General features: G+C 38.0%; 32 protein-coding genes. 31 read left to right on the top strand and 1 reads right to left on the bottom strand.

All coding sequences use genetic code 11. The annotated features are described in order from the left end of the window. Positions 1-130: 130 nt before the first annotated feature. From rplC to IO90_RS00395, 31 genes are all read left to right on the top strand, one after another. Positions 131-757, top strand: a complete 627-nt coding sequence (gene rplC, locus IO90_RS00540) for a 50S ribosomal protein L3 (RefSeq protein WP_034962870.1) — start codon at positions 131-133, stop codon at positions 755-757. Then, complete coding sequence (rplD, locus tag IO90_RS00535; protein WP_034962869.1) at positions 748-1,377, top strand: 50S ribosomal protein L4; 630 nt, start codon at positions 748-750, stop codon at positions 1,375-1,377. Before rplC ends, rplD begins: the two co-directional genes overlap by 10 nt. Before the next feature lie 3 nt (positions 1,378-1,380). Then, on the top strand, positions 1,381-1,671 hold the full coding sequence (gene rplW, locus IO90_RS00530; RefSeq protein WP_034962868.1) for a 50S ribosomal protein L23: 291 nt from the start codon (positions 1,381-1,383) through the stop codon (positions 1,669-1,671). 20 nt (positions 1,672-1,691) lie between these two features. Beyond that, entirely contained in the window at positions 1,692-2,513 is an 822-nt protein-coding gene (rplB, locus tag IO90_RS00525) for a 50S ribosomal protein L2 (RefSeq protein WP_034962863.1), read from the top strand. 2 nt (positions 2,514-2,515) lie between these two features. Next, complete coding sequence (gene rpsS, locus IO90_RS00520; protein WP_028122169.1) at positions 2,516-2,794, top strand: 30S ribosomal protein S19; 279 nt, start codon at positions 2,516-2,518, stop codon at positions 2,792-2,794. A 2-nt stretch (positions 2,795-2,796) separates the two neighbouring features. Next, entirely contained in the window at positions 2,797-3,192 is a 396-nt protein-coding gene (rplV, locus tag IO90_RS00515; protein WP_034962861.1) for a 50S ribosomal protein L22, read from the top strand. An 8-nt stretch (positions 3,193-3,200) separates the two neighbouring features. Further along, on the top strand, positions 3,201-3,953 hold the full coding sequence (gene rpsC / locus IO90_RS00510; RefSeq protein WP_034962859.1) for a 30S ribosomal protein S3: 753 nt from the start codon (positions 3,201-3,203) through the stop codon (positions 3,951-3,953). A gap of 76 nt (positions 3,954-4,029) precedes the next feature. After that, positions 4,030-4,455 (top strand): 50S ribosomal protein L16, encoded by a 426-nt coding sequence (gene rplP / locus IO90_RS00505; protein WP_028122172.1) that lies wholly within the window; start codon positions 4,030-4,032, stop codon positions 4,453-4,455. An 11-nt stretch (positions 4,456-4,466) separates the two neighbouring features. Further along, positions 4,467-4,652 carry a 50S ribosomal protein L29 gene (gene rpmC, locus IO90_RS00500; RefSeq protein WP_028122173.1) on the top strand — a complete coding sequence of 62 codons (186 nt, stop codon included), beginning with the start codon at positions 4,467-4,469 and terminating at the stop codon, positions 4,650-4,652. A 12-nt stretch (positions 4,653-4,664) separates the two neighbouring features. Continuing rightward, the gene (gene rpsQ, locus IO90_RS00495) at positions 4,665-4,919 is read left to right on the top strand and encodes a 30S ribosomal protein S17 (protein WP_015806738.1); all 255 of its coding nucleotides are present in this window, start codon (positions 4,665-4,667) and stop codon (positions 4,917-4,919) included. Then, positions 4,919-5,287, top strand: a complete 369-nt coding sequence (gene rplN, locus IO90_RS00490) for a 50S ribosomal protein L14 (protein WP_028122174.1) — start codon at positions 4,919-4,921, stop codon at positions 5,285-5,287. The genes rpsQ and rplN overlap by 1 nt, the downstream gene beginning before the upstream one ends. A 19-nt stretch (positions 5,288-5,306) precedes the next feature. After that, entirely contained in the window at positions 5,307-5,627 is a 321-nt protein-coding gene (rplX, locus tag IO90_RS00485; RefSeq protein WP_034962856.1) for a 50S ribosomal protein L24, read from the top strand. A gap of 12 nt (positions 5,628-5,639) precedes the next feature. Continuing rightward, entirely contained in the window at positions 5,640-6,191 is a 552-nt protein-coding gene (gene rplE / locus IO90_RS00480) for a 50S ribosomal protein L5 (RefSeq protein ID WP_034962854.1), read from the top strand. Between the two features lies 1 nt (position 6,192). Continuing rightward, a complete protein-coding gene (gene rpsN, locus IO90_RS00475; RefSeq protein ID WP_034962852.1) occupies positions 6,193-6,462 on the top strand; it encodes a 30S ribosomal protein S14 in 270 nt (89 codons plus the stop codon). A 349-nt stretch (positions 6,463-6,811) separates the two neighbouring features. After that, a complete protein-coding gene (gene rpsH / locus IO90_RS00470; protein ID WP_034962849.1) occupies positions 6,812-7,210 on the top strand; it encodes a 30S ribosomal protein S8 in 399 nt (132 codons plus the stop codon). Positions 7,211-7,228: 18 nt separating this feature from the next. Continuing rightward, positions 7,229-7,774 (top strand): 50S ribosomal protein L6, encoded by a 546-nt coding sequence (rplF, locus tag IO90_RS00465; RefSeq protein ID WP_034962847.1) that lies wholly within the window; start codon positions 7,229-7,231, stop codon positions 7,772-7,774. 11 nt (positions 7,775-7,785) lie between these two features. Continuing rightward, positions 7,786-8,139 carry a 50S ribosomal protein L18 gene (gene rplR / locus IO90_RS00460; RefSeq protein ID WP_034962845.1) on the top strand — a complete coding sequence of 118 codons (354 nt, stop codon included), beginning with the start codon at positions 7,786-7,788 and terminating at the stop codon, positions 8,137-8,139. 19 nt (positions 8,140-8,158) lie between these two features. Further along, positions 8,159-8,677, top strand: a complete 519-nt coding sequence (gene rpsE, locus IO90_RS00455) for a 30S ribosomal protein S5 (protein ID WP_028122181.1) — start codon at positions 8,159-8,161, stop codon at positions 8,675-8,677. Positions 8,678-8,688: 11 nt separating this feature from the next. Further along, a complete protein-coding gene (gene rpmD / locus IO90_RS00450) occupies positions 8,689-8,865 on the top strand; it encodes a 50S ribosomal protein L30 (RefSeq protein ID WP_034962842.1) in 177 nt (58 codons plus the stop codon). Positions 8,866-8,950: 85 nt separating this feature from the next. Then, positions 8,951-9,403, top strand: coding sequence for a 50S ribosomal protein L15 (gene rplO / locus IO90_RS00445; protein ID WP_028122183.1), 453 nt, complete (start codon positions 8,951-8,953; stop codon positions 9,401-9,403). A 10-nt stretch (positions 9,404-9,413) separates the two neighbouring features. After that, a complete protein-coding gene (gene secY, locus IO90_RS00440; protein ID WP_034962840.1) occupies positions 9,414-10,793 on the top strand; it encodes a preprotein translocase subunit SecY in 1,380 nt (459 codons plus the stop codon). A gap of 8 nt (positions 10,794-10,801) precedes the next feature. Further along, positions 10,802-11,017, top strand: coding sequence for a translation initiation factor IF-1 (gene infA / locus IO90_RS00435; RefSeq protein WP_027383300.1), 216 nt, complete (start codon positions 10,802-10,804; stop codon positions 11,015-11,017). Between the two features lie 10 nt (positions 11,018-11,027). Continuing rightward, the gene (rpmJ, locus tag IO90_RS18560; protein WP_007839480.1) at positions 11,028-11,144 is read left to right on the top strand and encodes a 50S ribosomal protein L36; all 117 of its coding nucleotides are present in this window, start codon (positions 11,028-11,030) and stop codon (positions 11,142-11,144) included. A 14-nt stretch (positions 11,145-11,158) separates the two neighbouring features. Further along, positions 11,159-11,536, top strand: coding sequence for a 30S ribosomal protein S13 (rpsM, locus tag IO90_RS00430; RefSeq protein ID WP_034962838.1), 378 nt, complete (start codon positions 11,159-11,161; stop codon positions 11,534-11,536). A gap of 12 nt (positions 11,537-11,548) precedes the next feature. Then, positions 11,549-11,938, top strand: a complete 390-nt coding sequence (rpsK, locus tag IO90_RS00425; protein WP_027383298.1) for a 30S ribosomal protein S11 — start codon at positions 11,549-11,551, stop codon at positions 11,936-11,938. Between the two features lie 24 nt (positions 11,939-11,962). Further along, positions 11,963-12,571, top strand: a complete 609-nt coding sequence (gene rpsD, locus IO90_RS00420; RefSeq protein ID WP_034962833.1) for a 30S ribosomal protein S4 — start codon at positions 11,963-11,965, stop codon at positions 12,569-12,571. A gap of 31 nt (positions 12,572-12,602) precedes the next feature. Next, positions 12,603-13,598, top strand: coding sequence for a DNA-directed RNA polymerase subunit alpha (locus IO90_RS00415; RefSeq protein WP_034962831.1), 996 nt, complete (start codon positions 12,603-12,605; stop codon positions 13,596-13,598). 8 nt (positions 13,599-13,606) lie between these two features. Continuing rightward, positions 13,607-14,125, top strand: a complete 519-nt coding sequence (gene rplQ, locus IO90_RS00410; protein ID WP_034962828.1) for a 50S ribosomal protein L17 — start codon at positions 13,607-13,609, stop codon at positions 14,123-14,125. A 111-nt stretch (positions 14,126-14,236) separates the two neighbouring features. Continuing rightward, the gene (locus IO90_RS00405; protein ID WP_034962827.1) at positions 14,237-16,243 is read left to right on the top strand and encodes a glycoside hydrolase family 97 protein; all 2,007 of its coding nucleotides are present in this window, start codon (positions 14,237-14,239) and stop codon (positions 16,241-16,243) included. A gap of 346 nt (positions 16,244-16,589) precedes the next feature. Then, positions 16,590-17,966: a DUF4403 family protein gene (locus IO90_RS00400; protein ID WP_228374626.1), complete on the top strand. Its 1,377-nt coding sequence runs from the start codon at positions 16,590-16,592 to the stop codon at positions 17,964-17,966. A gap of 80 nt (positions 17,967-18,046) precedes the next feature. Next, a complete protein-coding gene (locus IO90_RS00395) occupies positions 18,047-20,599 on the top strand; it encodes a M4 family metallopeptidase (protein WP_034962825.1) in 2,553 nt (850 codons plus the stop codon). Positions 20,600-20,675: 76 nt separating this feature from the next. Here the strand turns inward: IO90_RS00395 and deoD are convergent, their stop codons facing one another. Beyond that, positions 20,676-21,383: a purine-nucleoside phosphorylase gene (gene deoD, locus IO90_RS00390; RefSeq protein ID WP_034962823.1), complete on the bottom strand. Its 708-nt coding sequence runs from the start codon at positions 21,381-21,383 to the stop codon at positions 20,676-20,678. Between the last annotated feature and the right edge of the window lie 123 nt (positions 21,384-21,506).

Raw genomic sequence — 21,506 nt, 5'->3', positions numbered from 1 at the left:
ATTTGTCAATATAAAAAATATTCTTACATTTGCACACTCATTTTAGGGAAGGAGTATGCCTATTTCAAACATAGTACATTACGAACACCGCTAAAATGTTAAGTTTTAATATAATAGATATATATAAATAATGTCAGGTATTATTGGAAAAAAAATCGGGATGACATCTCTGTTTGACGAGAACGGCAAAAACTTGCCTTGTACCGTTATTCAAGCAGGTCCATGCTCGGTTTTACAGGTCAGAACCATTGAGAAGGACGGTTACAAAGCTGTTCAGTTAGGTTTCGATGACAAGAGTGAGAAGAACGTTGGTAAAGCGTTAGCCGGCCACTTTAAAAAGGCTGGTTCAACTCCTAAAGCTAAGTTGGTAGAATTCTACAGAGAATTCGTAGACCAAGTAACAGTAGGAGAAGATGTGACTGTAAAATTATTCGGCGAAGGAGAATTCGTGGATGTTACAGGTACTTCAAAAGGTAAAGGTTTCCAAGGTGTTGTTAAAAGACACGGCTTTGGAGGTGTAATGCAGGCAACTCACGGACAGCACAACAGACTTAGAGCTCCAGGTTCTATCGGTGCGGGTTCAGATCCATCTAGAGTATTCAAAGGGATGAGAATGGCAGGCAGAATGGGAGGTAAGCAGGTAACTGTTCAAAACCTTCAGGTGTTAAAAGTAGATGAGGAACAAAATCTTTTAGTAGTAAAAGGTGCTATTCCGGGAGCGAAAAATTCTTATGTAATTATCAGAAAATGGAACTAATAGTATTAAATACATCAGGAAAAGAAACCGGAAGAAAAGTAACTCTTGACGAAACAGTTTTCGGAATTGAGCCAAACCAGCACGCGGTTTACTTAGAGGTTAAACAATATCTTGCTGCTCAGCGTCAAGGTACTCACAAATCAAAAGAAAGAAGCGAGATCACAGGTTCTACTAGAAAGCTTAAGAAGCAAAAAGGTTCTGGATCTGCTAGATATGGTGATATCAAGTCGCCAACTTTCAAAGGTGGAGGTAGAGTTTTTGGTCCAAAACCAAGAGATTACCGTTTCAAATTGAACAAGTCTTTGAAAAGATTAGCTAAGAAATCTGTACTTTCTCAAAAATTGAAAGACAACAGCGTTAGAGTATTGGAAAACTTCAGTTTTGATGCGCCTAAGACCAAAGAATTCATCACATTGTTGGATGCTTTGACCCTTACAGGTAAAAAATCATTATTCGTTCTTCCTGAGTCTAACAAGAATGTATATTTATCTTCAAGAAACTTACCTAAAACGAGAGTTTTAACTTACAACGAGATCTCTTCTTACGATTTGATCAACGCAGGTGAGATTATCTTCTTGGAAGATGCAGTAGAAAAATTTCAGGAAAACTTAAAGAAATAAATCATGTCACTTATTATTAAACCAATCATTTCAGAAAAAGCAAACTATCTTACAGAGTTGAGAGGTGCTTATTCTTTCTTAGTTGCTCCAAAAGCAAATAAGATTCAGATCAAAAGTGCAATAGAAGCACATTATGGTGTAAAAGTAGCGGACGTTAGAACGATGATTTATGCGCCTAAAGTTTCTACTAAAAACACTAAACAAGGACTTCAAGTTGGGAAAACCAATAAATTGAAAAAAGCTATCGTAACATTGGCAGCTGGAGAAGTTATTGATATTTTCGCAACTAATTAATTAATTTATAAATAAGAGTAATGTCTGTTAGAAAATTAAAACCTATCACCCCGGGACAGAGATTCAGAGTTGTAAACAACTTTGAGGAAATTACTACCAACAAACCAGAGAAATCTCTAACAGTTGGTATTAGTAAGTCAGGTGGACGTAACCAAACTGGTAAAATGACCATGCGTTACACCGGCGGTGGACACAAAAAGAAATACAGAATTATCGACTTCAAAAGAAACAAACATGATGTTGAAGCAACTGTAAAAACTGTAGAATATGATCCAAATAGAACTGCTTTCATCGCATTGGTGGAGTACGCAGACGGAGAGAAAAGATATATCATCGCTCCAAACGGGATCAAAGTAGATCAAGTAATCATCTCAGGAGAAAGCGTAGAGCCTAATGTAGGTAACGCCATGAAACTGAAAAGCATTCCACTAGGAACTGTAATTTCTTGTATCGAATTGAAGCCAGGACAAGGTGCTACTCTTGCTAGAAGTGCTGGATCATCCGCTCAATTAACTTCAAGAGACGGTAAATATGCAATCGTTAAATTGCCTTCAGGAGAATCTAGAATGATCCTTACTGAGTGCTATGCAATGGTTGGATCTGTTTCTAACTCAGACCATCAGTTGACTGTATCAGGTAAGGCTGGTAGAAGCAGATGGTTAGGAAGAAGACCTAGAACAAGACCAGTAGTAATGAACCCTGTAGATCACCCAATGGGTGGTGGTGAAGGACGTTCTTCTGGAGGTCACCCAAGATCTAGAAACGGTATGCCGGCTAAAGGTTACAAAACTAGAAAGAAAAACAAAGCGTCTAACCGTCATATCATATCTAAACGTAAATAATTATGGCAAGATCACTTAAAAAAGGACCATTTATTCATCATACTTTAGATAAAAAGGTTCAGGCAAATATAGAGTCTAATAAAAAGACTGTAATCAAAACTTGGTCTAGAGCGTCTATGATCTCTCCAGACTTCGTAGGTCAGACTATCGCAGTACACAACGGGAAATCCTTTATCCCGGTTTATGTTACAGAAAACATGGTAGGACACAAGCTAGGCGAATTTTCTCCGACAAGATCTTTCAGAGGTCACGGTGGTAACAAAAATAAAGGAGGTAGATAATCATGGGATCAAGAAAAAGAGAAAGTGCATTAGCACGTAAAATAGCAAACCAAGATGTGGCAAAAGCGTTGCACAACGACTGCCCATCTTCTCCAAGAAAAATGAGATTAGTTGCTGATATCATTAGAGGAGTAGAGGTAGAAAAAGCTTTGTCTATTCTAAAATATTCTAAGAAAGGTGCTTCTGAGAAATTGGAAAAAGTATTACTTTCTGCAATTGCCAACTGGCAATCAAAAAACGAAGGTGCTGACATCGAGGAGGCAAACCTAGTTGTAAAAGAAATATTTGTGGATAGCGCAAGACAATTGAAGAGACTAAGACCAGCACCACAAGGTAGAGGTTACAGAATCAGAAAGAGATCTAACCACATTACATTAATCTTAGGTACTAAAAATTAATTCAAGGTATGGGACAGAAGACAAATCCAATCGGTAACAGATTAGGTATCATCAGAGGATGGGATTCTAACTGGTATGGAGGTAAAAACTACGGTGATAGAATCGCTGAAGATTACAAAATCAGAAGATACCTTGAAGCAAGATTAGCTAAAGGTGGTATTTCAAAAATATATATTGAGAGAACACTTAAATTAGTAACTGTAACTATCACAACTGCTAGACCAGGTTTAATTATCGGTAAAGGAGGACAAGAGGTAGACAAACTAAAAGAAGAGTTGAAAAAATTGACTGGAAAAGATATCCAGATCAATATCTTCGAGATCAAAAGACCTGAGCTAGATGCAGTACTTGTTGCTGACAGCATTGCGAAGCAAATTGAAAACCGTATCTCTTACAGAAGAGCTGTGAAAATGGCTATCGCTTCTACAATGAGAATGGGTGCAGAAGGTATCAAAGTTCAAATCTCTGGAAGATTGAATGGCGCTGAAATGGCACGTTCTGAAAACTTCAAAGACGGAAGAATTCCTTTATCTACTTTCCGTGCAGATATCGATTATCACATCGGTGAAGCATTGACTCAGTATGGTAAACTAGGAGTGAAAGTTTGGATTATGAAAGGAGAAGTGTATGGTAAAAGAGACCTTACTCCACTTGTAGGACAACAGAAAAAAGCACCTTCTGGAGGACGTAATGACAGAAATGACAGAGGCGGAGACAGAGAGAACAGAGGAGGCGACAGAAAACCAAGAAGAAATAATTAATAAAATTTTAGAGGCCAGTTTTTAAATGACCGTTACTTTTTTAAAATCTAAATTCTAAAATCTAAAATTTAAAATTATGTTACAACCAAAAAGAACCAAATTCCGTAGAGTTCATAAGATGAAGATGAAGGGGATTGCCCAAAGAGGGAATCAACTCGCTTACGGAACTTTCGGGATCAAAGCTACTGAAGGAGCTTGGATTACTGCAAGACAAATTGAAGCAGCTCGTATCGCTGCGACAAGATATATGAAAAGAGAGGGGCAGTTATGGATCAAAATATTCCCAGACAAGCCTATTACTAAAAAACCAGCCGAAGTAAGGATGGGTAAAGGTAAAGGTGCTGTAGAATATTGGGTAGCCGTAGTGAAACCTGGTAAAATTATGTTCGAAGTTGGTGGAGTACCTTACGAAGTAGCAAAAGAAGCACTTAGGCTTGCTGCTCAGAAGTTACCGATCGTTACCAAGTTCGTAGTTGCTAATGATTTTGTTAAACCTCTATAATCTCTATTAAAATGAAAAACGCTGACATCAAAAATTTAAGCAAAGAGGATCTACAAAACCAATTGGCTGAAGCTAAAGCTAACTACGCGAAAACGAAGATAGCTCACAAGATCAGTCCACTTGAGAATCCGATCTTAATCAGAGATTTGAGAAAATCAATCGCAAGACTTAACACAGAGTTAACTAACAAACAATAATTCCTTTTTACAATGGACAGAAATTTAAGAAAAGAAAGAATCGGAATAGTTTCCAGCAATAAAATGGAAAAGACTATTGTTGTTAGTGAAACTACGAGAGTAAAGCATCCAATGTACGGTAAATTCGTTTTGAAAACGAAAAAATATACTGCACACGATGAGAACAACGAGTGCACAGAAGGCGATACAGTTTTGATCACAGAAACTAGACCTTTGAGTAAAAGCAAAAGATGGAGATTAGTAAGAATCATAGAAAAAGCTAAATAATGTTACAAACCGAATCAAGATTAAAAGTTGCTGATAACACAGGTGCTAAAGAAGTACTAGTGATCAGAGTTCTAGGTGGTACTAGAAGAAGATATGCTTCTGTTGGTGATAAAATTGTAGTGACTATCAAAGATTCTACACCATCAGGAAACGCAAAAAAAGGTCAAGTATCTAAAGCGGTAGTAGTAAGAACTAAGAAAGCAGTACGTAGAAAAGATGGTTCATACATCAAATTCGAAGACAACGCTTGTGTTTTGCTAAACGCTGGAGGAGAGATGAGAGGAACACGTGTTTTCGGACCGGTTGCTCGTGAGTTGAGAGACAAAGAATATATGAAGGTTATTTCATTAGCTCCTGAAGTACTTTAATTTTAAAATTTTAGAAAAAATGACAAAAGTTAAAATAAAAAGAGGAGACAACGTACTGGTAACTACTGGAAAAAATAAAGGTAGCAAAGGTGAAGTTCTTGAAGTAATCAGAAAAGAAGGTAAAGATCCAAGAGTGATCGTTGCAGGTATCAACATCGTGAAAAAACACGTTAAGCCGTCTGCTTCCAACCCTCAAGGTGGAATTGTTGAAAAAGAAGCTTCTTTACACATTTCAAACGTAGCACTTGTTGACAAAGACGGGAAAGCTACTAAGACTGGAACCAAAGTAGAAGGAGACAAAAAAGTAAGAGTAGCGAAAACTACTGGAGAAACTTTATAATTAAAATTTACGATGGAATATATAGTAAGACCAAAACAACAATATAAAGACACAATTGTTCCTGCAATGATGGAAGAATTTGGGTACAAATCTGTAATGCAGGTTCCTAAATTATTGAAGATCGTTGTCAGCCAAGGACTTGGTGCAGCTGTTCAAGATAAAAAGATCGTGGATTATGCTGTAGAAGAATTGACTGCAATCACTGGACAAAAAGCTGTAGGTACTTTATCTAAAAAAGATGAGGCTGCTTTCAAACTAAGAAAAGGAATGCCGATCGGAGCTAGAGTAACTCTTAGAGCTGATAAAATGTATGAATTCTTAGACAGATTGACATCTTCTGCACTACCAAGAATTAGAGATTTTTCTGGTATCAAAGCTGATGGTTTCGACGGTAGAGGTAATTATAACTTAGGAATCACTGAGCAAATTATCTTCCCAGAGATCGTGATCGACAAAGTGAAGAAGATCCAAGGGATGGACATCACTTTCGTAACGACTGCGAAAACTGACAAAGAAGCAAAATCATTATTAACTCACTTCGGTTTACCGTTCAAAAAGAACTAAGATGGCTAAAGAATCAATGAAAGCGCGTGAGCGCAAAAGAGAAGCTACTGTAGCTAAATATGCTGAAAAAAGAAAAGCTTTGAAAGAAGCTGGAGATTATGATGCACTACAGAAGTTACCTAAAAATGCTTCTCCTGTAAGATTGCACAACAGATGTAAATTGACAGGAAGACCTAGAGGATATATGAGAACATTCGGAATTTCCAGAGTAACTTTCAGAGAAATGGCAAACAACGGACTTATCCCAGGCGTGAAAAAAGCTAGTTGGTAAGCAATTAAAATTTTTACAGCTGACTTCTATATTTTTATAAGTCAGCTGTATTTTAATAAATAGAGGATAAATTGAATCGACTCAAGGACAAAGAAAAAAATAGATACTATTAATTTTTTTTGTACTTTTGCACCCGCTCAGAAAATTATTATTTCTCTGGGTGACTATTATTCTTTTTGACTTTGTTTATTAGAATATAATGAAATTAAGAAAATCAAAGTGACAATTAAGTTGTTGAGATACTGAAGGTAAAGAGATCGGGTGAAGAATTATTCGGATCCACATAAGTCTTTAATCTTCAAGTCTTTTCAATACTGATTGTCATTAACCAATAATTTAAAACAAAGAAATGGTAACAGATCCAATTTCAGATTTCCTAACAAGAGTAAGGAACGCACAAAGCGCAGGCCACAAAGTGGTGGAAATTCCTGCATCAAAAATCAAAAAAGAGCTTACGAAAATTCTTTTTGACCAAGGTTACATCTTGAACTACAAGTTCGAGGATAGCGCGGTTCAAGGAACGATCAAGATCGCTCTTAAGTACGACAAGCAAACTAGCAAGCCGGCTATCAAGTCTATCCAAAGAGCTTCTAGACCAGGTCTAAGACAGTACAAAGGTTCTACAGAACTTCCAAGAGTACTTAACGGATTAGGTGTAGCTATTATCTCTACTTCTAGAGGAGTAATGACAGATAAAAAAGCGAGACAAGAGAAAGTAGGAGGTGAAGTAATTTGCTACGTATATTAATTTTTTAAAACAAGGAAAATGTCAAGAATTGGTAAAGCAATTATAGAAGTTCCTGCTGGTGTTACAATCTCTCAAAAAGATAACGTTGTAACAGTTAAAGGTCCAAAGGGCGAATTGATCCAGGAACTTACAGGAGGGATCACCTTCACACAGGAAGACGGCGTACTTACGTTCAGCCGACCTTCTGACTCAAAAGAGCACAAAGCGCTTCACGGTTTGTACCGCGCGCTAGTCAACAACATGATTGTTGGTACTACTACAGGATTTACTAAGAAATTAGAATTGGTAGGAGTTGGATACAGAGCGTCTCACAATGGCCAAAGATTAGAATTGGCTCTTGGATTCTCTCACGGTATCGTTCTAGAACTTCCAAAAGAAGTTGTACTAGATACATTGACTGAAAAAGGGAAAAACCCGATCGTTACATTATCTTCTTACGATAATCAACTTCTTGGAATGGTGGCTGCAAAGATCAGATCTTTCAGAAAGCCTGAGCCGTACAAAGGAAAAGGTGTTAGGTTCGTAGGTGAAATCATTAGAAGAAAAGCCGGTAAATCTGCATAAAATTTAAGAAAATGGCATTAACAAAAGTTGAGAAGAGAAACAGAATCAAAAGAAGAGTAAGAGGTAAGATCTCAGGATCTGCTACATTACCAAGATTATCTGTATTCAAAAGTAATAAAGAGATCTACGCACAATTAGTAGATGATAAAGAAGGTAAAACATTAGTATCTGCTTCCTCTAGAGATAAAGGAGTAGACGCTAAGGGTACAAAAACAGAAGTATCTACAGCCGTAGGTAAAGCGATTGCTGAAAAGGCAAAAGCAGCTGGTATCGAGAATATTGTATTTGACAGAAACGGATTCGTGTACCACGGTAGAGTGAAAGCTCTTGCTGACGGTGCTAGAGAAGCTGGTCTTAAATTCTAATTTTAAAAATTCAGAAAACATGGTAGATAGTAATATAGAAAGAGTTAAACCTGGAGGATTAGAATTAAAAGATCGTCTAGTTGATGTTAACAGAGTAACTAAAGTGACCAAAGGTGGTAGAGCTTTCGGATTTTCTGCAATTGTTGTTGTAGGAAACGAGGACGGAATCATCGGTTACGGACTAGGTAAATCTAAAGAAGTTGCTTCTGCAATCGCGAAAGCTGTTGAAGATGCTAAGAAAAACTTAGTGAAAGTTCCTGTTATCAACCATACAATTCCTCACCAGACCTCTGCAAGATATGGTGGTGCTGATATCTTCTTGAGACCTGCGTCTCACGGTACAGGACTTATCGCTGGTGGTGCAGTACGTGCAGTACTAGAATCTGCAGGTGTACACGATGTATTGTCAAAATCTAAAGGTTCTTCTAACCCGCACAATGTGGTGAAAGCTACTTTCAATGCATTGTTGGACATCAGAAGACCAGAAGAGATTGCAAGAATGAGAGGAGTTTCTTTAGATAAAGTGTTTAACGGTTAATAAATATAATAATGGCAACAATTAGAGTAAAACAAGTTAGAAGCGCTATTAACAGATCTAAGACCCAAAAAAGAACGCTTGAAGCTTTAGGATTCAAAAAACTTCACCAAGTAGTAGAGCACGAAGCTACGCCTTCCATCTTAGGAATGATCGCTGCTGTGAGCCACTTATTAGAAGTTCAAAAATAATAATAGATCATGAGAGACGAGATTGAAGGCTTGTTCTTCGATCTCAAAACTCAAATCTTTTAATCTCATAATATTCAATACAACAATGAATTTAAATAACTTAAAACCATCAACTGGTTCTACATTCAGCACAAAAAGAATTGGTAGAGGTCAGGGAAGTGGATACGGTGGTACTTCAACAAAAGGACATAAAGGTCAAAAAGCTAGAGCTGGTTATTCTCAGAAAATCGGTTTCGAAGGTGGACAGATGCCTTTGCAAAGAAGATTACCAAAATTTGGTTTCAAAAACGTTAATAGAAAAGAGTTCAGAGCAATCAATCTTGATACAATCCAAACTTTGATCGATACTAAAAACATCACTGGTGAAATCACCAGAGACGTATTGGTAGAAAACGGTCTTGCATCTAAAAACGAATTAGTAAAAATCTTAGGAAGAGGTGACTTGAAATCTGGTATTTCTATCACTGCTGACAAGTTTACTAAATCTGCTGAAGAAGCAATCAACAAAGCTGGAGGTAAAGCAATCACGACTCTTTAATTATTAACTGATGAAAGAATTTATACAAACACTAAAAAACATTTGGAGCCTAAAAGAGCTTAGAGACAAAATTGGCTTGACGCTTTTGTTGGTCCTTGTGTATAGATTCGCATCGTATGTTTCTCTTCCTGCAATTAATACGGCAGAAGTAGGAAACTTACTACAACATTATCAAAACCAAGGCGGGAACCAACAAGGTGCCGGCCTTTTGGGTTTATTGTCATCTTTCACAGGTGGAGCATTTAGCCGTGCTTCCATTATGGCACTAGGAATTATGCCATACATTTCTGCATCGATTATTGTACAGCTGATGGGTATGGCGATCCCATATCTTCAGAAGTTGCAGAAAGATGGAGAGAGTGGAAGAAACACTTTGAACCAGATCACCAGATGGTTGACGATTGCCGTTTGTCTTGTACAAGCGCCTTCCTATTTGACATCGGTGACGCAATTTTTCTTGCCTTATTCACAATTTGCATCAGCATATTACATAGATCCAAACTCTGTGATGTTCTGGTTGCCAAGTATCATTATCCTGGTAGCAGGTTCTGTATTTGCAATGTGGTTGGGAGAGAAGATTACGGACAAAGGGATTGGTAATGGTATTTCTATTTTGATTATGGTGGGTATCCTTGCGGATCTTCCTACAGCTTTTTATCAGGAAGTTTTGACACAGAATGGTAAAGGTGGCTTAGGAACTATTATGATTTTGATAGAGATTATCTTCTGGCTATTGGTCATTTTACTAGCGATTATCTTATCGGTTGCAGTAAGAAAGATTCCAATCCAGTATGTAAGTAGAGCCCAAGCAAGAGGTGGCGTAAGCAGAAACTTGATGGATGGCGCTAGACAATGGATCCCATTGAAGGTGAATGCAGCGGGTGTAATGCCAATCATCTTTGCTCAAGCATTGATGTTTGTACCGGGATTGCTTACAAAAGTTGATGAATCTAACACGTTTTTGGCTGGTTTCAAAAATGTTTTTAGCTGGCAGTACAATGTATTGTTTGCATTATTGATTATAATATTCTCATTTTTCTATACGGCAATTACCATTCCGGTGAATCAGATGGCTGATGATTTGAAGCGTAATGGTGGGTTGATCCCGAAAGTAAGACCTGGAAAAGAAACGGCAGATTACCTGGATGATATTTTATCCAAGATAACCTTGCCAGGTGCAATTTTTTTATCTATCTTTGCAGTCCTTCCGGCAGTAGTGCACGGAGCGTTTGTTCAGACAGATAGATTTGCTCTCTTTTTTGGGGGTACATCGTTGTTAATTATGGTGGGTGTTGTCTTAGACACTGTTCAACAAATTAACACGTATCTGCTGAACCATCATTATGATGGGTTGATGCAATCTAAATTATCAAGATCATCAAACTCTTAATAGAATAAATGGCTAAACAGAAACATATAGAACAAGACGGCGTGATCACGGAAGCACTTTCGAACGCGCAGTTCCGTGTAGAGCTAGAAAATGGGCACGTATTGATTGCCCATATTTCTGGTAAAATGAGAATGCATTATATTAAACTCTTACCTGGAGACAAGGTAAGACTCGAACTCTCTCCTTATGACTTAACTAAAGGGAGAATAACTTTTAGATATTAAAAATAACAAAATGAAGGTTAGAGCATCTATCAAAAAAAGAAGTGCTGATTGCAAGATTGTACGTAGAAAAGGCGTGCTTTTCGTGATCAACAAAAAGAACCCTAAATTTAAACAAAGACAAGGTTAAGAACCAATTAAATTATGGCGAGAATTTCAGGTATTGATTTACCAAAGAACAAAAGAGGCGTTATCGGTCTTACTTACATCTACGGTGTTGGAAGAAGAACAGCTTCAGAAATTTTGAAAAGCGCTGGAATCAGCGAAGACAAGAAAGTCAACGAATGGAATGACGATGAATTGGCAGCAATCAGAACTTATATCTTAGACAACATCAAAGTTGAAGGAGAATTGCGTTCTGAAGTGCAATTGAACATCAAGCGATTGATGGACATTGGATGCCAACGAGGAATACGTCACAGACTAGGACTACCTTTAAGAGGCCAGAGAACGAAAAACAACTCTAGAACCCGTAAAGGAAAGAGAAAAACAGTTGCTAACAAGAAAAAAGCAAGTAAATAATCGTTAGGAATTATGGCAAAACAAACAAAAGTAGTTAAGAAAAGAAAAGTAAAAGTTGAGGCTATTGGTGAAGCGCATATTCAAGCTTCTTTCAATAACATCATCATTTCTTTAACAAATAAAGCAGGAGAAGTTATCTCTTGGGCTTCTGCCGGTAAAATGGGTTTCAGAGGTTCTAAAAAGAATACTCCATTCGCAGCTCAAATGGCTGCAGAAAACTGTTCTCAGGTAGCTTTCGAAGCTGGTCTTAGAAGAGTTAAGGTGTTTGTAAAAGGTCCAGGTGCTGGTAGAGAGTCTGCAATCAGAACACTACACAACTCAGGGATTGAAGTAAGCGAGATCGTTGACGTGACGCCTATGCCACACAATGGATGTCGTCCACCTAAAAGAAGAAGAGTATAATCTTTTAACCTCAAATCTAAAACAATGGCAAGATATATTGGCCCTAAAACAAAAATTGCTAGAAAATTTGGTCAAGCAATTTTCGGAGATGACAAAAACTTCGAGAAAAGAAAAAATCAACCACCTGGACAACACGGTGCAAACAAAAGAAGAGGATCAAAGAAATCTGAGTATGCAGTACAGTTGATGGAAAAGCAAAAAGCTAAGTACACGTACGGTATCCTTGAGAAACAATTTGCTAACCTTTTCGACAAAGCTCATAGAAGTAAAGGGGTAACAGGTGAAGTCCTATTGCAACTTTGCGAATCAAGATTGGATAACGTCGTTTTCAGATTAGGTTTTGCTAAAACCAGAGCTGGAGCTAGACAATTGGTTTCTCACAGACACATCACTGTGAACGGAGAGCTAGTAAACATTCCTTCTTATTTGCTAAAAGCTGGTGACGTGATTGCAATCAGAGAGAAATCAAAATCTCTTGAAGTAATTGCTGACGCTCTAGCTTACAAAGCAAATTATGAGTGGTTACAATTCAATGACGAGAAAAAAACTGGTACTTTTACGACTGCGCCTGAGAGAATTCAGATTCCTGAGGACATCAAAGAACAGTTAATCGTCGAATTATACTCTAAATAATAATTTTTTCAAATTTTTGCTCAACCAGACTATGGCAATTTTAACATTTATAAAACCCGATAAAGTAATCCTTTTAAACTCGACTGATTTTAAAGGTCAATTTGAATTCAGACCTCTTGAACAAGGTTTCGGGCTTACAATCGGTAATGCATTGAGAAGAGTTTTATTATCTTCTCTGGAAGGATATGCTATTTCATCTATCAAAATAGAAGGCGTAGAGCACGAATTTTCAACTATACCAGGAGTGATCGAAGATGTTACTGAAATCATTCTTAATCTTAAACAACTTCGTCTTAAATCAAAAACTGAAAATCCAGGAAGCGAGCAGATCACTGCAAAGATCACTGGGAAAGAAGTCGTAACTGCTGGAGATCTAGGAGACTCAATCGTTAATTTTGAGATCCTTAACCCAGATTTGGTTATCGCAACTTTGGCTAAAGATGTAACGTTTGAAATTACTTTCAACGTAGAAAAAGGAAGAGGATATGTTCCGAGCGATCAGAACAAATCAAACAATGCGCCTGTTGGGACCATTGCTATCGACTCTATCTTTACACCTATCAAGAAAGTACAGTATAGTATCGAAAATTACCGTGTAGAGCAAAAAACAGATTACGAAAAATTAGTATTGGATATTGAGACTGATGGATCTATCACACCTCAGAACGCTTTAACAGAAGCTTCTAAGATCTTGATCTATCACTTTATGTTGTTCTCCGATGAGAGAATCACATTAGAGACAGAGGCTGTAAAAGCTTCTATCCAATATGATGAAGAAACCCTTCACACAAGACAACTTCTTAAGTCAAAATTAGCAGATATGGATCTTTCTGTAAGAGCCCTAAACTGTCTAAAAGCAGCTGAAGTAGAAACGCTTGGAGAATTGGTATCTTTCAGTAAATCTGATTTGATGAAATTCAGAAATTTTGGTAAAAAATCTTTAACAGAACTTGAAGAATTGGTTCACTCAAAAGGACTTAATTTCGGGTTTGATGTTGCAAAATATAAGTTAGACGCTGATAAATAATCCTTACAATGAGACACGGTAAAAAAATAAATCACTTAGGGAGAACAGCCCCTCATAGAAAAGCAATGCTTGCTAATATGGCTTGTTCACTAATTGAACATAAAAGAATCAACACCACTGTTGCTAAAGCGAAAGCTTTAAGAGTTTACGTGGAACCACTCCTTACAAAAGCTAAAGAAGATACAACTCACAATAGAAGAACAGTTTTCTCTTACCTACAAAGCAAAGAAGCTGTAACTGAATTGTTCAGAACTGTAGCTCCTAAAATCGCTGAAAGAAACGGTGGTTACACAAGAATCATCAAAACTGGTTTCAGACTTGGTGATGCTGCAGATATGGCAATGATTGAGTTGGTAGATTTCAACGAGATCTACAATCCAAATGCAGAAGAGAAGAAAACAACTAGAAGAAGTAGAAGATCTACTGCAGCTCCTAAAAAGGAAACTGCTACTGTGGAAGCTACTGAAGCTAAAGTTGAAGAAACGACTGCTGCTGAAACTTCTACAGAAGAAAAAACTGAAGAATAAGAATTCTAAGTTTTTAAATATAAAACCATCTCTTTTAGGGATGGTTTTTTTTATGGGTTGATTTCAATAGTGTATTTTTGTAGATATATATAAACCTTAAAAATAATATTAATGAAAGGACACCACAAAGATCTGCTCAAGGTCTTCTGCCTGTTTGTCGTGTTGATGGGATTTTCACCACTGACATTCGCACAGACTCTCAAGAATAGCAAAGTCAAGTCACCCGATGGGAAGATCGTCTTGGAAGTAGGATTGGACAAATCCAAGATCTATTACAAAGTTTCCAAAGGAGGAAAATCCATTCTAAATCCATCTTTTCTAGGATTTGAATTGAAAGATGGTTCGCTTAAGGACAATCTTTCTGTGAAGAATATTTCTCATTCTAAGTTTGATGAAACCTGGAAGCAACCTTGGGGCGAAGAGATCGAGGTTCGAAACCATTACAACGAGATGAAGGTCTTGGTTAAGGACAATTCAAAGCTTTCCAGAGAATTCATCATCGATTTTAAAGTTTATGACGACGGCTTCGGTTTCCGATACGAATTTCCTAAACAAAAGAATCTGAATGAATTTGTCATAATGGATGAGTTGACGGAATTCAATTTTCCTGAGGACCACAAAACCTGGTCGATTCCTTACAATACAGAATTTTACGAAGGCTTGTTCAAGTCCAATCCAATTTCAAAGATAGACACAGTTGCAACGCCTTTGACGATGGAAACCAAGTCAGGCTTGTTCCTCACCGTTCATCAAGCAAATCTAACCGATTACGCTTCAATGAATCTTGCAAAAGTTGGAAATTCAACCAAACTAAAAAGTTATTTGACACCTTGGGCAACTGGCGAGAAAGTTTTTGCGAAAGCGCCTTTTAACACACCTTGGAGAACAATGATTATTGCCAATTCTGCAGGTGACTTGATGCTTTCTAGATTGATGTTGAATCTGAACGAACCAAACAAACTTGGAGACGTGTCGTGGATCAAACCTGGAAGATACATCGGCATCTGGTGGGCGATCCATATGGAAAAGTACACTTGGAAAGCCGGACCAAAACACGGTGCAAATACCGAGAATGTCTTGAGATATATTGACTTTGCTGCGAAACATAATTTCTCTGGTGTTTTGGTAGAAGGCTGGAACAAAGGTTGGGAAGATTGGAAAGATTTCAAGTTTACAGAACCGTATCCAGATTTTGACATCAAGAAGATCACAGATTACGCGAAATCCAAAAATGTAACCTTGATCGGTCACCACGAGACGGCAGGAAACACCGTGAATTACGAAAACCAGATGAGCGATGCTTTTGCTTATTACAAAAAGTACGGTGTTGATGTAGTGAAAACAGGCTATGTTGGCGGAAAATTGGATGGCAAACAACCACACAGCAGCCAATACGGCGTTCGCCATTACAGAAAAGTCATTGAGGAAGCGGCGAAGCACAAAATAATGATCGACAATCACGAACCCGTAATGCCGACAGGCTTGCAGAGAACACTCCCGAATCTGATGACGCAGGAAGGCGTGAGAGGTCAGGAATGGGATGCTTGGTCCAAAGATGGAGGCAATCCGCCAGAACATACGACCATTATTCCTTTTACGAGAGGTTTGGCTGGTCCAATCGACTTCACGCCGGGAACTTTCAATTTCACAAATCCTGTATTGCCAAATACGAAGGTTCACACGACCTTGGCGAAACAGTTGGCATTGTCAGTTGTCATCTACAGTCCGCTTCAGATGGCGTCTGATATGATTGAGAATTATGAGAACAATCCAGCTTTCGAATTCATCACCTCTTGCCCGACAGATTGGAGCAAAACGGTAGTTCCGGATGCGAAGATCGGTGAGTTTGTGACGATTGCCAGAAGAGATAAAGCGACCGATAATTGGTTCCTGGGAAGCATTACCAACAAAGATGCAAGAACTGTAAAACTAGATTTGAAGTTCCTGGATCCAAATAAAAAATACAAAGCGAAGATCTTCCGTGACGGGAAAGGAGCCGATTACGAAACGAATCCGTATCCAATCATCATCGAGGAGAAAGAAGTGGACAGCAAAACGATCTTGTCGGTTGACTTGGCGAGAAGTGGTGGTGTTGCGATGATTTTGACGAGGCAATAATCTACACTTCGTTTTACGGGCAAAGCCACAGAGTGGCGACCTGTTTGTAGAAAAGAATAGAAAATAAAAATCAAGCTACAGAGGAGCGACCTGTAAAAACGTCCTGATGTTTTGCAAGAAAGATAAGGACGTTTTCATTAAAACATAAGGAGATTTTTAACAAAACATACGTGCATTTTTAGATGCCTTTGCAAAATATCCTATTCATCAAACTTGCAAGATTATGTTTTTTCAATTTAAATAATTATTAAAACTTCAAAAAAGAGAGTAGGATTTCCCTACTCTCTTTTGTTTTTAGCATCAATAAAACCATTAATTTTGCGTTTTAAATTTCATTAAAACAGTTATGAATCCAATTCGAAAGTTCACATACTTATATTTTTTATTGATCAGTTTCATTGCTTTTTCCCAATCAGCAGAGCCGGTTTACACGTTGCCAAAGATCAAATCGAATATCACTTTGCCGGTTTCGCTTCCGATTTCGGAGATCAATAGTTTGATCAATCAATCTGTGAAAGGTGTTTTGTACGAGGATCAATCCTACACAGACAACAACAATGACCAGTTCAAAGTGAAAGTCGAGAAGCAAGGCAACATCGCCATAAAAGCGTTGACAGGAAACCGATTGATGATATCTGTTCCGCTGAAAATATGGGCACAAAAAGGCTATGGAACTTTCGGGTATTATGTTTATCAGGACACGAACTTCAATCTGATAATGAATTTCATTACGAATATTTCGGCGTCATCTGATTGGAGACTGAATACCAAAACCACAACGGCAGGATTTGTATGGACGCAAAAACCTGTTTTGGATTATGGGAAAATCAAGATCCCGATTGCACCTTTGATCGAGAGTACGTTGAAAGAACAGCAGAATAAATTTACGACCATCATCGATCAGCAGATCAAATCACAGTTCAACCTTCAGCCTTATCTCGTGATGGCCTGGAATCAATTTTCAAAACCGATCAATGTTTCGGAAGAGTACAACACTTGGTTGAAGATCTCGCCTCAAAGCACTTATATGTCGCCACTTCAGGTTTTTCAAGATAAGATCAAAATGACCATCGGGATCGACCTTTATTCCGAAACCTATGTCGGGCAAATTCCGCTTGCAACGAGAGATGTCAACACAGTTCCTAATTTCACATTAAATCCAAATCTTCAAAACATCTTCAACCTGCAAACGACTGCGAATATCAGTTTCGATGAAGCCACGAGAATTGCCACACAACAATTCCTCAATAAAGAATTTGCGATGAGTGGCGAGGATAAAAAAGTGAAAATTACAGACATCAAAGTCTATCACGAAAAAGAAAATATTGTGATAGAAGCCCAGACGACTGGCGAAGTCAACGGAACGGCTTTCATCAAAGGAAAACCATTCTACAGTGCAGAAGAGCATAAGATCAAACTGAATGTCACAGATTTTAATCTAAAGACCAAAAACTTTTTCCAAAAAGCTTTGACAGTTTTGTTCGAAGGAAAAATCCGAAGAATGATAGAAAAGGATTACGGCATTCCACTTTTGGACATCGAGAATGCGTCCAGAAAAAGTATGGTCGAAAACTTCAACAAGGAATATGTGAAAGGCATCAAGTTGCAAGGAAACGTTTTGGACTTGAAACCAACGCAATTTCTTCTGTCAGAAAAATACATCACAATTGTCATCGACACCAAAGCTCAATTACAAATGAATGTCTCGGGTTTGAGCTTTTAGTGATTCTTTAATTTTTAATCTTTATCGTTAGCAATCTTACATGATATATTAGGTATATTTGCGTTCAATAAATTTTAAAAATGAAGAAGTCAGTAATTTTACTCTTTGCTTTGGTTAATGTGTACGGTTTCGCTCAGGAATCAAAACAATTGACCAAACTTAAAAAACAAACCAATGCCAACGTTACAATCAGTAACAGCACATCCAATCCCAATTTTATCCTTTTCGGAAATTCTACTGCACTGCAACTGAAGTCTATTGGTGCAAAAGCTAAAACTGCTGAATTCTTGTCGGAAAACTTTGCGGCCTTCAACTTGAAATCAATCAATGATTTGGTTTTTGTAGAAGAAATTACAGACAATTATGGACTGAAAAATGTCATCTACAGACAACAACATCAAGGTGTTCCTGTTTACGATGGACTCTTGAAATTTCATTTTAATGGAAAAGAGGAATTGACTTCTGTAAACGGTAATTCAATCTCCAATATCAAAGTGAATTCTACACCAGATATTTCTTCAGCAGAAGCGGCAAGTATTGCGAAAGGTCTTGTTGAAAAACAGAATCTTACGACTAATAATGTTCCTTTCGAAATTGGCAAAAATAATCTTTTGATCTTCCCAAAAAACTTAGTTCAAGGTGGTGTGGTCACTTCATATCTAGCTTACGAAGTCGAAGTCACTAATAAAAATGATGTCAGAGAGTTCCTTTTCATAGACGCCCATACAGGAGAATTGGTTGAGCAGTTTACAGGAATTCACCCAATCGATAGAAAATTGTATGAGACGAATACCAACGCTTCAAATCTCAAGTGGAAAGAAGGCGATGCATTGCCAGGAACGTTAGATAAATGGCAAAGAAATGAAGTGGTGACGTCTGAACATGTTTATAATTTCTTTAAAAATGCATTCGGATATGTCTCTTTTAACAATGGAGACAGCTCAATGATCACCATCAATAATAATCCAAATATCAATTGCCCAAACGCCAACTGGAACGGTGTAACAGCTAATTACTGTACGGGAACTGCCTCAGACGATGTTGTGGCTCACGAATGGGGTCACGCTTACACAGAATATACGAGTGGTTTAATTTATCAATACCAATCAGGCGCGCTCAATGAGTCTTACTCAGATGTTTGGGGAGAAACAATTGACATTTTGAATAATTATGAAGATGAAGGCGAGAACTTAAATGTAAGAACTACCACTTCATGTTCAGAATCTCTCCGTTGGAAAATGGGTGAGGACGCTACAGCTTTTGGAGCGCCGATTCGTGATATGTGGAATCCTAACTGTAACAATAATCCAGGATCAGTTTTAGATACTGCTTATTACTATTGTGGAACTGGAGACAGTGGTGGCGTTCACCGCAATTCTGGGGTCACCAATCATTTATATGCACTTCTCGTAGATGGAGGCACTTACAATGGCTATACGATGGCAAGTATTGGATTCGTAAAAGCAGCACATCTATGGTGGAGAGCTCAAAGGAATTATTTGACCGCTACCAGTGATTTTTCCAACTTTGCAGACGCTTTGGAAGCGGCAGCTAATGATCTTATTGGCGTCAATCTTCAGGGATTATCTACAACTACTACAGCTGCGGGACTTACTGGACAAGTATTCACTTCTGCTGATGTTCAAAATGTGAAAAATGGGATCTTGGCAGTTCAGCTAAGAATGTCTCCAGCAGCACAATGTAATTATGTGCCAATCCTGAAGGCGGTTCCAGATCTATGTTCTGGCGCCACTTCCAATCCATTGTTTAAGGAAGATTGGGAAAATGGATTAGGCAACTGGACAGTTTCCAGCATAGCATCAAAACCTTCAACTTGGGAAACAAGAGAATGGAGCGTTAAAGGTAATTTGCCAAAAAGCCGAACCGGAAATGCAATCTTTGCCGTAGATCCTATCAACGGTGATTGCGCGTCAAATCTTCAAAACGGTATTTTACGCTTGGAAAGTCCGCAGATTAACATTCCAGCTTTCTCTGGAGGGAAATACGAGATGGCATTCAACCACTACGTTGCTACAGAATCTACATGGGATGGAGGTAATATTAAATACAGCTTGAATGGCGGTGCATGGACTTTGTTGCCAGTTACAGCATTCTCTCAAAATGGCTATAACAGTACTTTAGACGGAACTTCCAGTAATGACAATCCTTTGAAAGGTCAACGTGCTTTTACGGGGACAGATGGCGGATCGCTTGGCGGAAGTTGGGGACAGAGTGTGATCGATCTTTCTAAGATTGGCGTAGTTTCAGGGTCTAACATCAAATTCCGTTTCGAAATGGGAACTGATGGTTGCAACGGAATAGAGGGTTGGTATCTAGATGAAATCTACGTTTACAATTGCGCAACTCTTGAAGTGAGCGATATTCAAAAACAAAATGGCATCCAAGTGTATCCAAATCCAACTTCAGGTTTTGTGACGATTCAGAATATTAAAAATTCTAATTTGAAGAATGTAGAAGTATACAATGTTGCGGGACAATTGATTCAAAAATATGATCTGAATAATAATACCAAAAATACGTCTTTGGATATGAGCCAGTTGATCAACGGAACTTATATCTTGAAAGTAAACTCAGAAACAGAAAGCAATTCTGTGAAAGTGATCAAGAAGTAATTCAAGATCTTCAACCAATAGAAAAATGCTTCTGGATTTTCAGAAGCATTTTTTTTATTTTTAATTATTGATAAAACTAATATTTCAGAGCCGTCTCCAGAGACAATTCCATCATCGTTCTCAAGGCTTGTTCTCTCTGGTCTGCGGAGATGAATTCCTTTGTTGGAATAATATCCGAAACGGTCAAAATAGTTGCCGCATTTTTCCCTAGATGTTGAGCGTTTGCAAACAAAGCAAAAGCTTCCATTTCTACCGCAGGACAATTGTGTCGAACCGCAATTTCCGGAACCGCGGGATCTTTTCTGTAAAAGATGTCGCTGGAGTGGATGTTTGTTGCTTTAGCCTCCAAGCCTAATTCCTTTGCCGTTTCATTGATTTTGTCAAAAGCAGATCCCTGATTTGAAACAAGATCGTCCTCGATTCCCCAAGCAAATTTTGCATAGGTACTTTCGCTGGCTGCATTTTCTACATTCAGAATATCGAATAGTTTCAAATCTGTTGTGTAAGCACCGCAAGTTCCGATTCTGATGATGGTGTCCACTTCATATTCTGTGAACAGTTCAAAAGAATAGATTCCGATACTTGGAAATCCCATTCCGCTGGCGCCAACCGTGATTTCTTTTCCTTTGTAAAGTCCCGTGTAAAAGAAAATGTTTCTTGTTTTGCTTACCAATTTTGCATCGGTCAAGAAATTATCGGCAATATATTTTGCTCTCAATGGATCGCCCGGCATCAAAACGGTTTTCGCGATTTCTCCTTTTTTAGCACTAATGTGAACACTCATTTTATGAATTTTTTTAAGAACGTGAATATAAAATTAATTTCCAATCTGAGCCAAACGAAGAAGAGTATAATTTACTAATGATAATCTGCTATCTTAAATCTGCTCTATCTGCTCAATCTGCGA

The sequence above is a fragment of the Chryseobacterium sp. FH1 genome (genome assembly GCF_000735135.1).
GTDB lineage: Bacteria > Bacteroidota > Bacteroidia > Flavobacteriales > Weeksellaceae > Epilithonimonas.
This window is presented reverse-complemented; position numbering and strand designations above follow the sequence as displayed.

Coding starts and splice junctions, on each gene's coding strand:
- rpsQ (WP_015806738.1), top strand. CDS start 4,665: ATGGACAGAAATTTAAGAAAAGAAAGAATCGGAATAGTTTCCAGCAAT.
- rpsS (WP_028122169.1), top strand. CDS start 2,516: ATGGCAAGATCACTTAAAAAAGGACCATTTATTCATCATACTTTAGAT.
- rpmC (WP_028122173.1), top strand. CDS start 4,467: ATGAAAAACGCTGACATCAAAAATTTAAGCAAAGAGGATCTACAAAAC.
- secY (WP_034962840.1), top strand. CDS start 9,414: ATGAAAGAATTTATACAAACACTAAAAAACATTTGGAGCCTAAAAGAG.
- rplE (WP_034962854.1), top strand. CDS start 5,640: ATGGAATATATAGTAAGACCAAAACAACAATATAAAGACACAATTGTT.
- rplQ (WP_034962828.1), top strand. CDS start 13,607: ATGAGACACGGTAAAAAAATAAATCACTTAGGGAGAACAGCCCCTCAT.
- rplV (WP_034962861.1), top strand. CDS start 2,797: ATGGGATCAAGAAAAAGAGAAAGTGCATTAGCACGTAAAATAGCAAAC.
- rpsC (WP_034962859.1), top strand. CDS start 3,201: ATGGGACAGAAGACAAATCCAATCGGTAACAGATTAGGTATCATCAGA.
- infA (WP_027383300.1), top strand. CDS start 10,802: ATGGCTAAACAGAAACATATAGAACAAGACGGCGTGATCACGGAAGCA.
- rpmJ (WP_007839480.1), top strand. CDS start 11,028: ATGAAGGTTAGAGCATCTATCAAAAAAAGAAGTGCTGATTGCAAGATT.
- rpsK (WP_027383298.1), top strand. CDS start 11,549: ATGGCAAAACAAACAAAAGTAGTTAAGAAAAGAAAAGTAAAAGTTGAG.
- rplN (WP_028122174.1), top strand. CDS start 4,919: ATGTTACAAACCGAATCAAGATTAAAAGTTGCTGATAACACAGGTGCT.
- rplC (WP_034962870.1), top strand. CDS start 131: ATGTCAGGTATTATTGGAAAAAAAATCGGGATGACATCTCTGTTTGAC.
- rplW (WP_034962868.1), top strand. CDS start 1,381: ATGTCACTTATTATTAAACCAATCATTTCAGAAAAAGCAAACTATCTT.
- rpsM (WP_034962838.1), top strand. CDS start 11,159: ATGGCGAGAATTTCAGGTATTGATTTACCAAAGAACAAAAGAGGCGTT.
- rplP (WP_028122172.1), top strand. CDS start 4,030: ATGTTACAACCAAAAAGAACCAAATTCCGTAGAGTTCATAAGATGAAG.
- rpmD (WP_034962842.1), top strand. CDS start 8,689: ATGGCAACAATTAGAGTAAAACAAGTTAGAAGCGCTATTAACAGATCT.
- rplR (WP_034962845.1), top strand. CDS start 7,786: ATGGCATTAACAAAAGTTGAGAAGAGAAACAGAATCAAAAGAAGAGTA.
- IO90_RS00415 (WP_034962831.1), top strand. CDS start 12,603: ATGGCAATTTTAACATTTATAAAACCCGATAAAGTAATCCTTTTAAAC.
- rpsD (WP_034962833.1), top strand. CDS start 11,963: ATGGCAAGATATATTGGCCCTAAAACAAAAATTGCTAGAAAATTTGGT.
- rplX (WP_034962856.1), top strand. CDS start 5,307: ATGACAAAAGTTAAAATAAAAAGAGGAGACAACGTACTGGTAACTACT.
- IO90_RS00395 (WP_034962825.1), top strand. CDS start 18,047: ATGAAGAAGTCAGTAATTTTACTCTTTGCTTTGGTTAATGTGTACGGT.
- rpsE (WP_028122181.1), top strand. CDS start 8,159: ATGGTAGATAGTAATATAGAAAGAGTTAAACCTGGAGGATTAGAATTA.
- rplO (WP_028122183.1), top strand. CDS start 8,951: ATGAATTTAAATAACTTAAAACCATCAACTGGTTCTACATTCAGCACA.
- deoD (WP_034962823.1), bottom strand. CDS start 21,383: ATGAGTGTTCACATTAGTGCTAAAAAAGGAGAAATCGCGAAAACCGTT.
- IO90_RS00400 (WP_228374626.1), top strand. CDS start 16,590: ATGAATCCAATTCGAAAGTTCACATACTTATATTTTTTATTGATCAGT.
- IO90_RS00405 (WP_034962827.1), top strand. CDS start 14,237: ATGAAAGGACACCACAAAGATCTGCTCAAGGTCTTCTGCCTGTTTGTC.
- rplF (WP_034962847.1), top strand. CDS start 7,229: ATGTCAAGAATTGGTAAAGCAATTATAGAAGTTCCTGCTGGTGTTACA.
- rpsH (WP_034962849.1), top strand. CDS start 6,812: ATGGTAACAGATCCAATTTCAGATTTCCTAACAAGAGTAAGGAACGCA.
- rplB (WP_034962863.1), top strand. CDS start 1,692: ATGTCTGTTAGAAAATTAAAACCTATCACCCCGGGACAGAGATTCAGA.
- rpsN (WP_034962852.1), top strand. CDS start 6,193: ATGGCTAAAGAATCAATGAAAGCGCGTGAGCGCAAAAGAGAAGCTACT.
- rplD (WP_034962869.1), top strand. CDS start 748: ATGGAACTAATAGTATTAAATACATCAGGAAAAGAAACCGGAAGAAAA.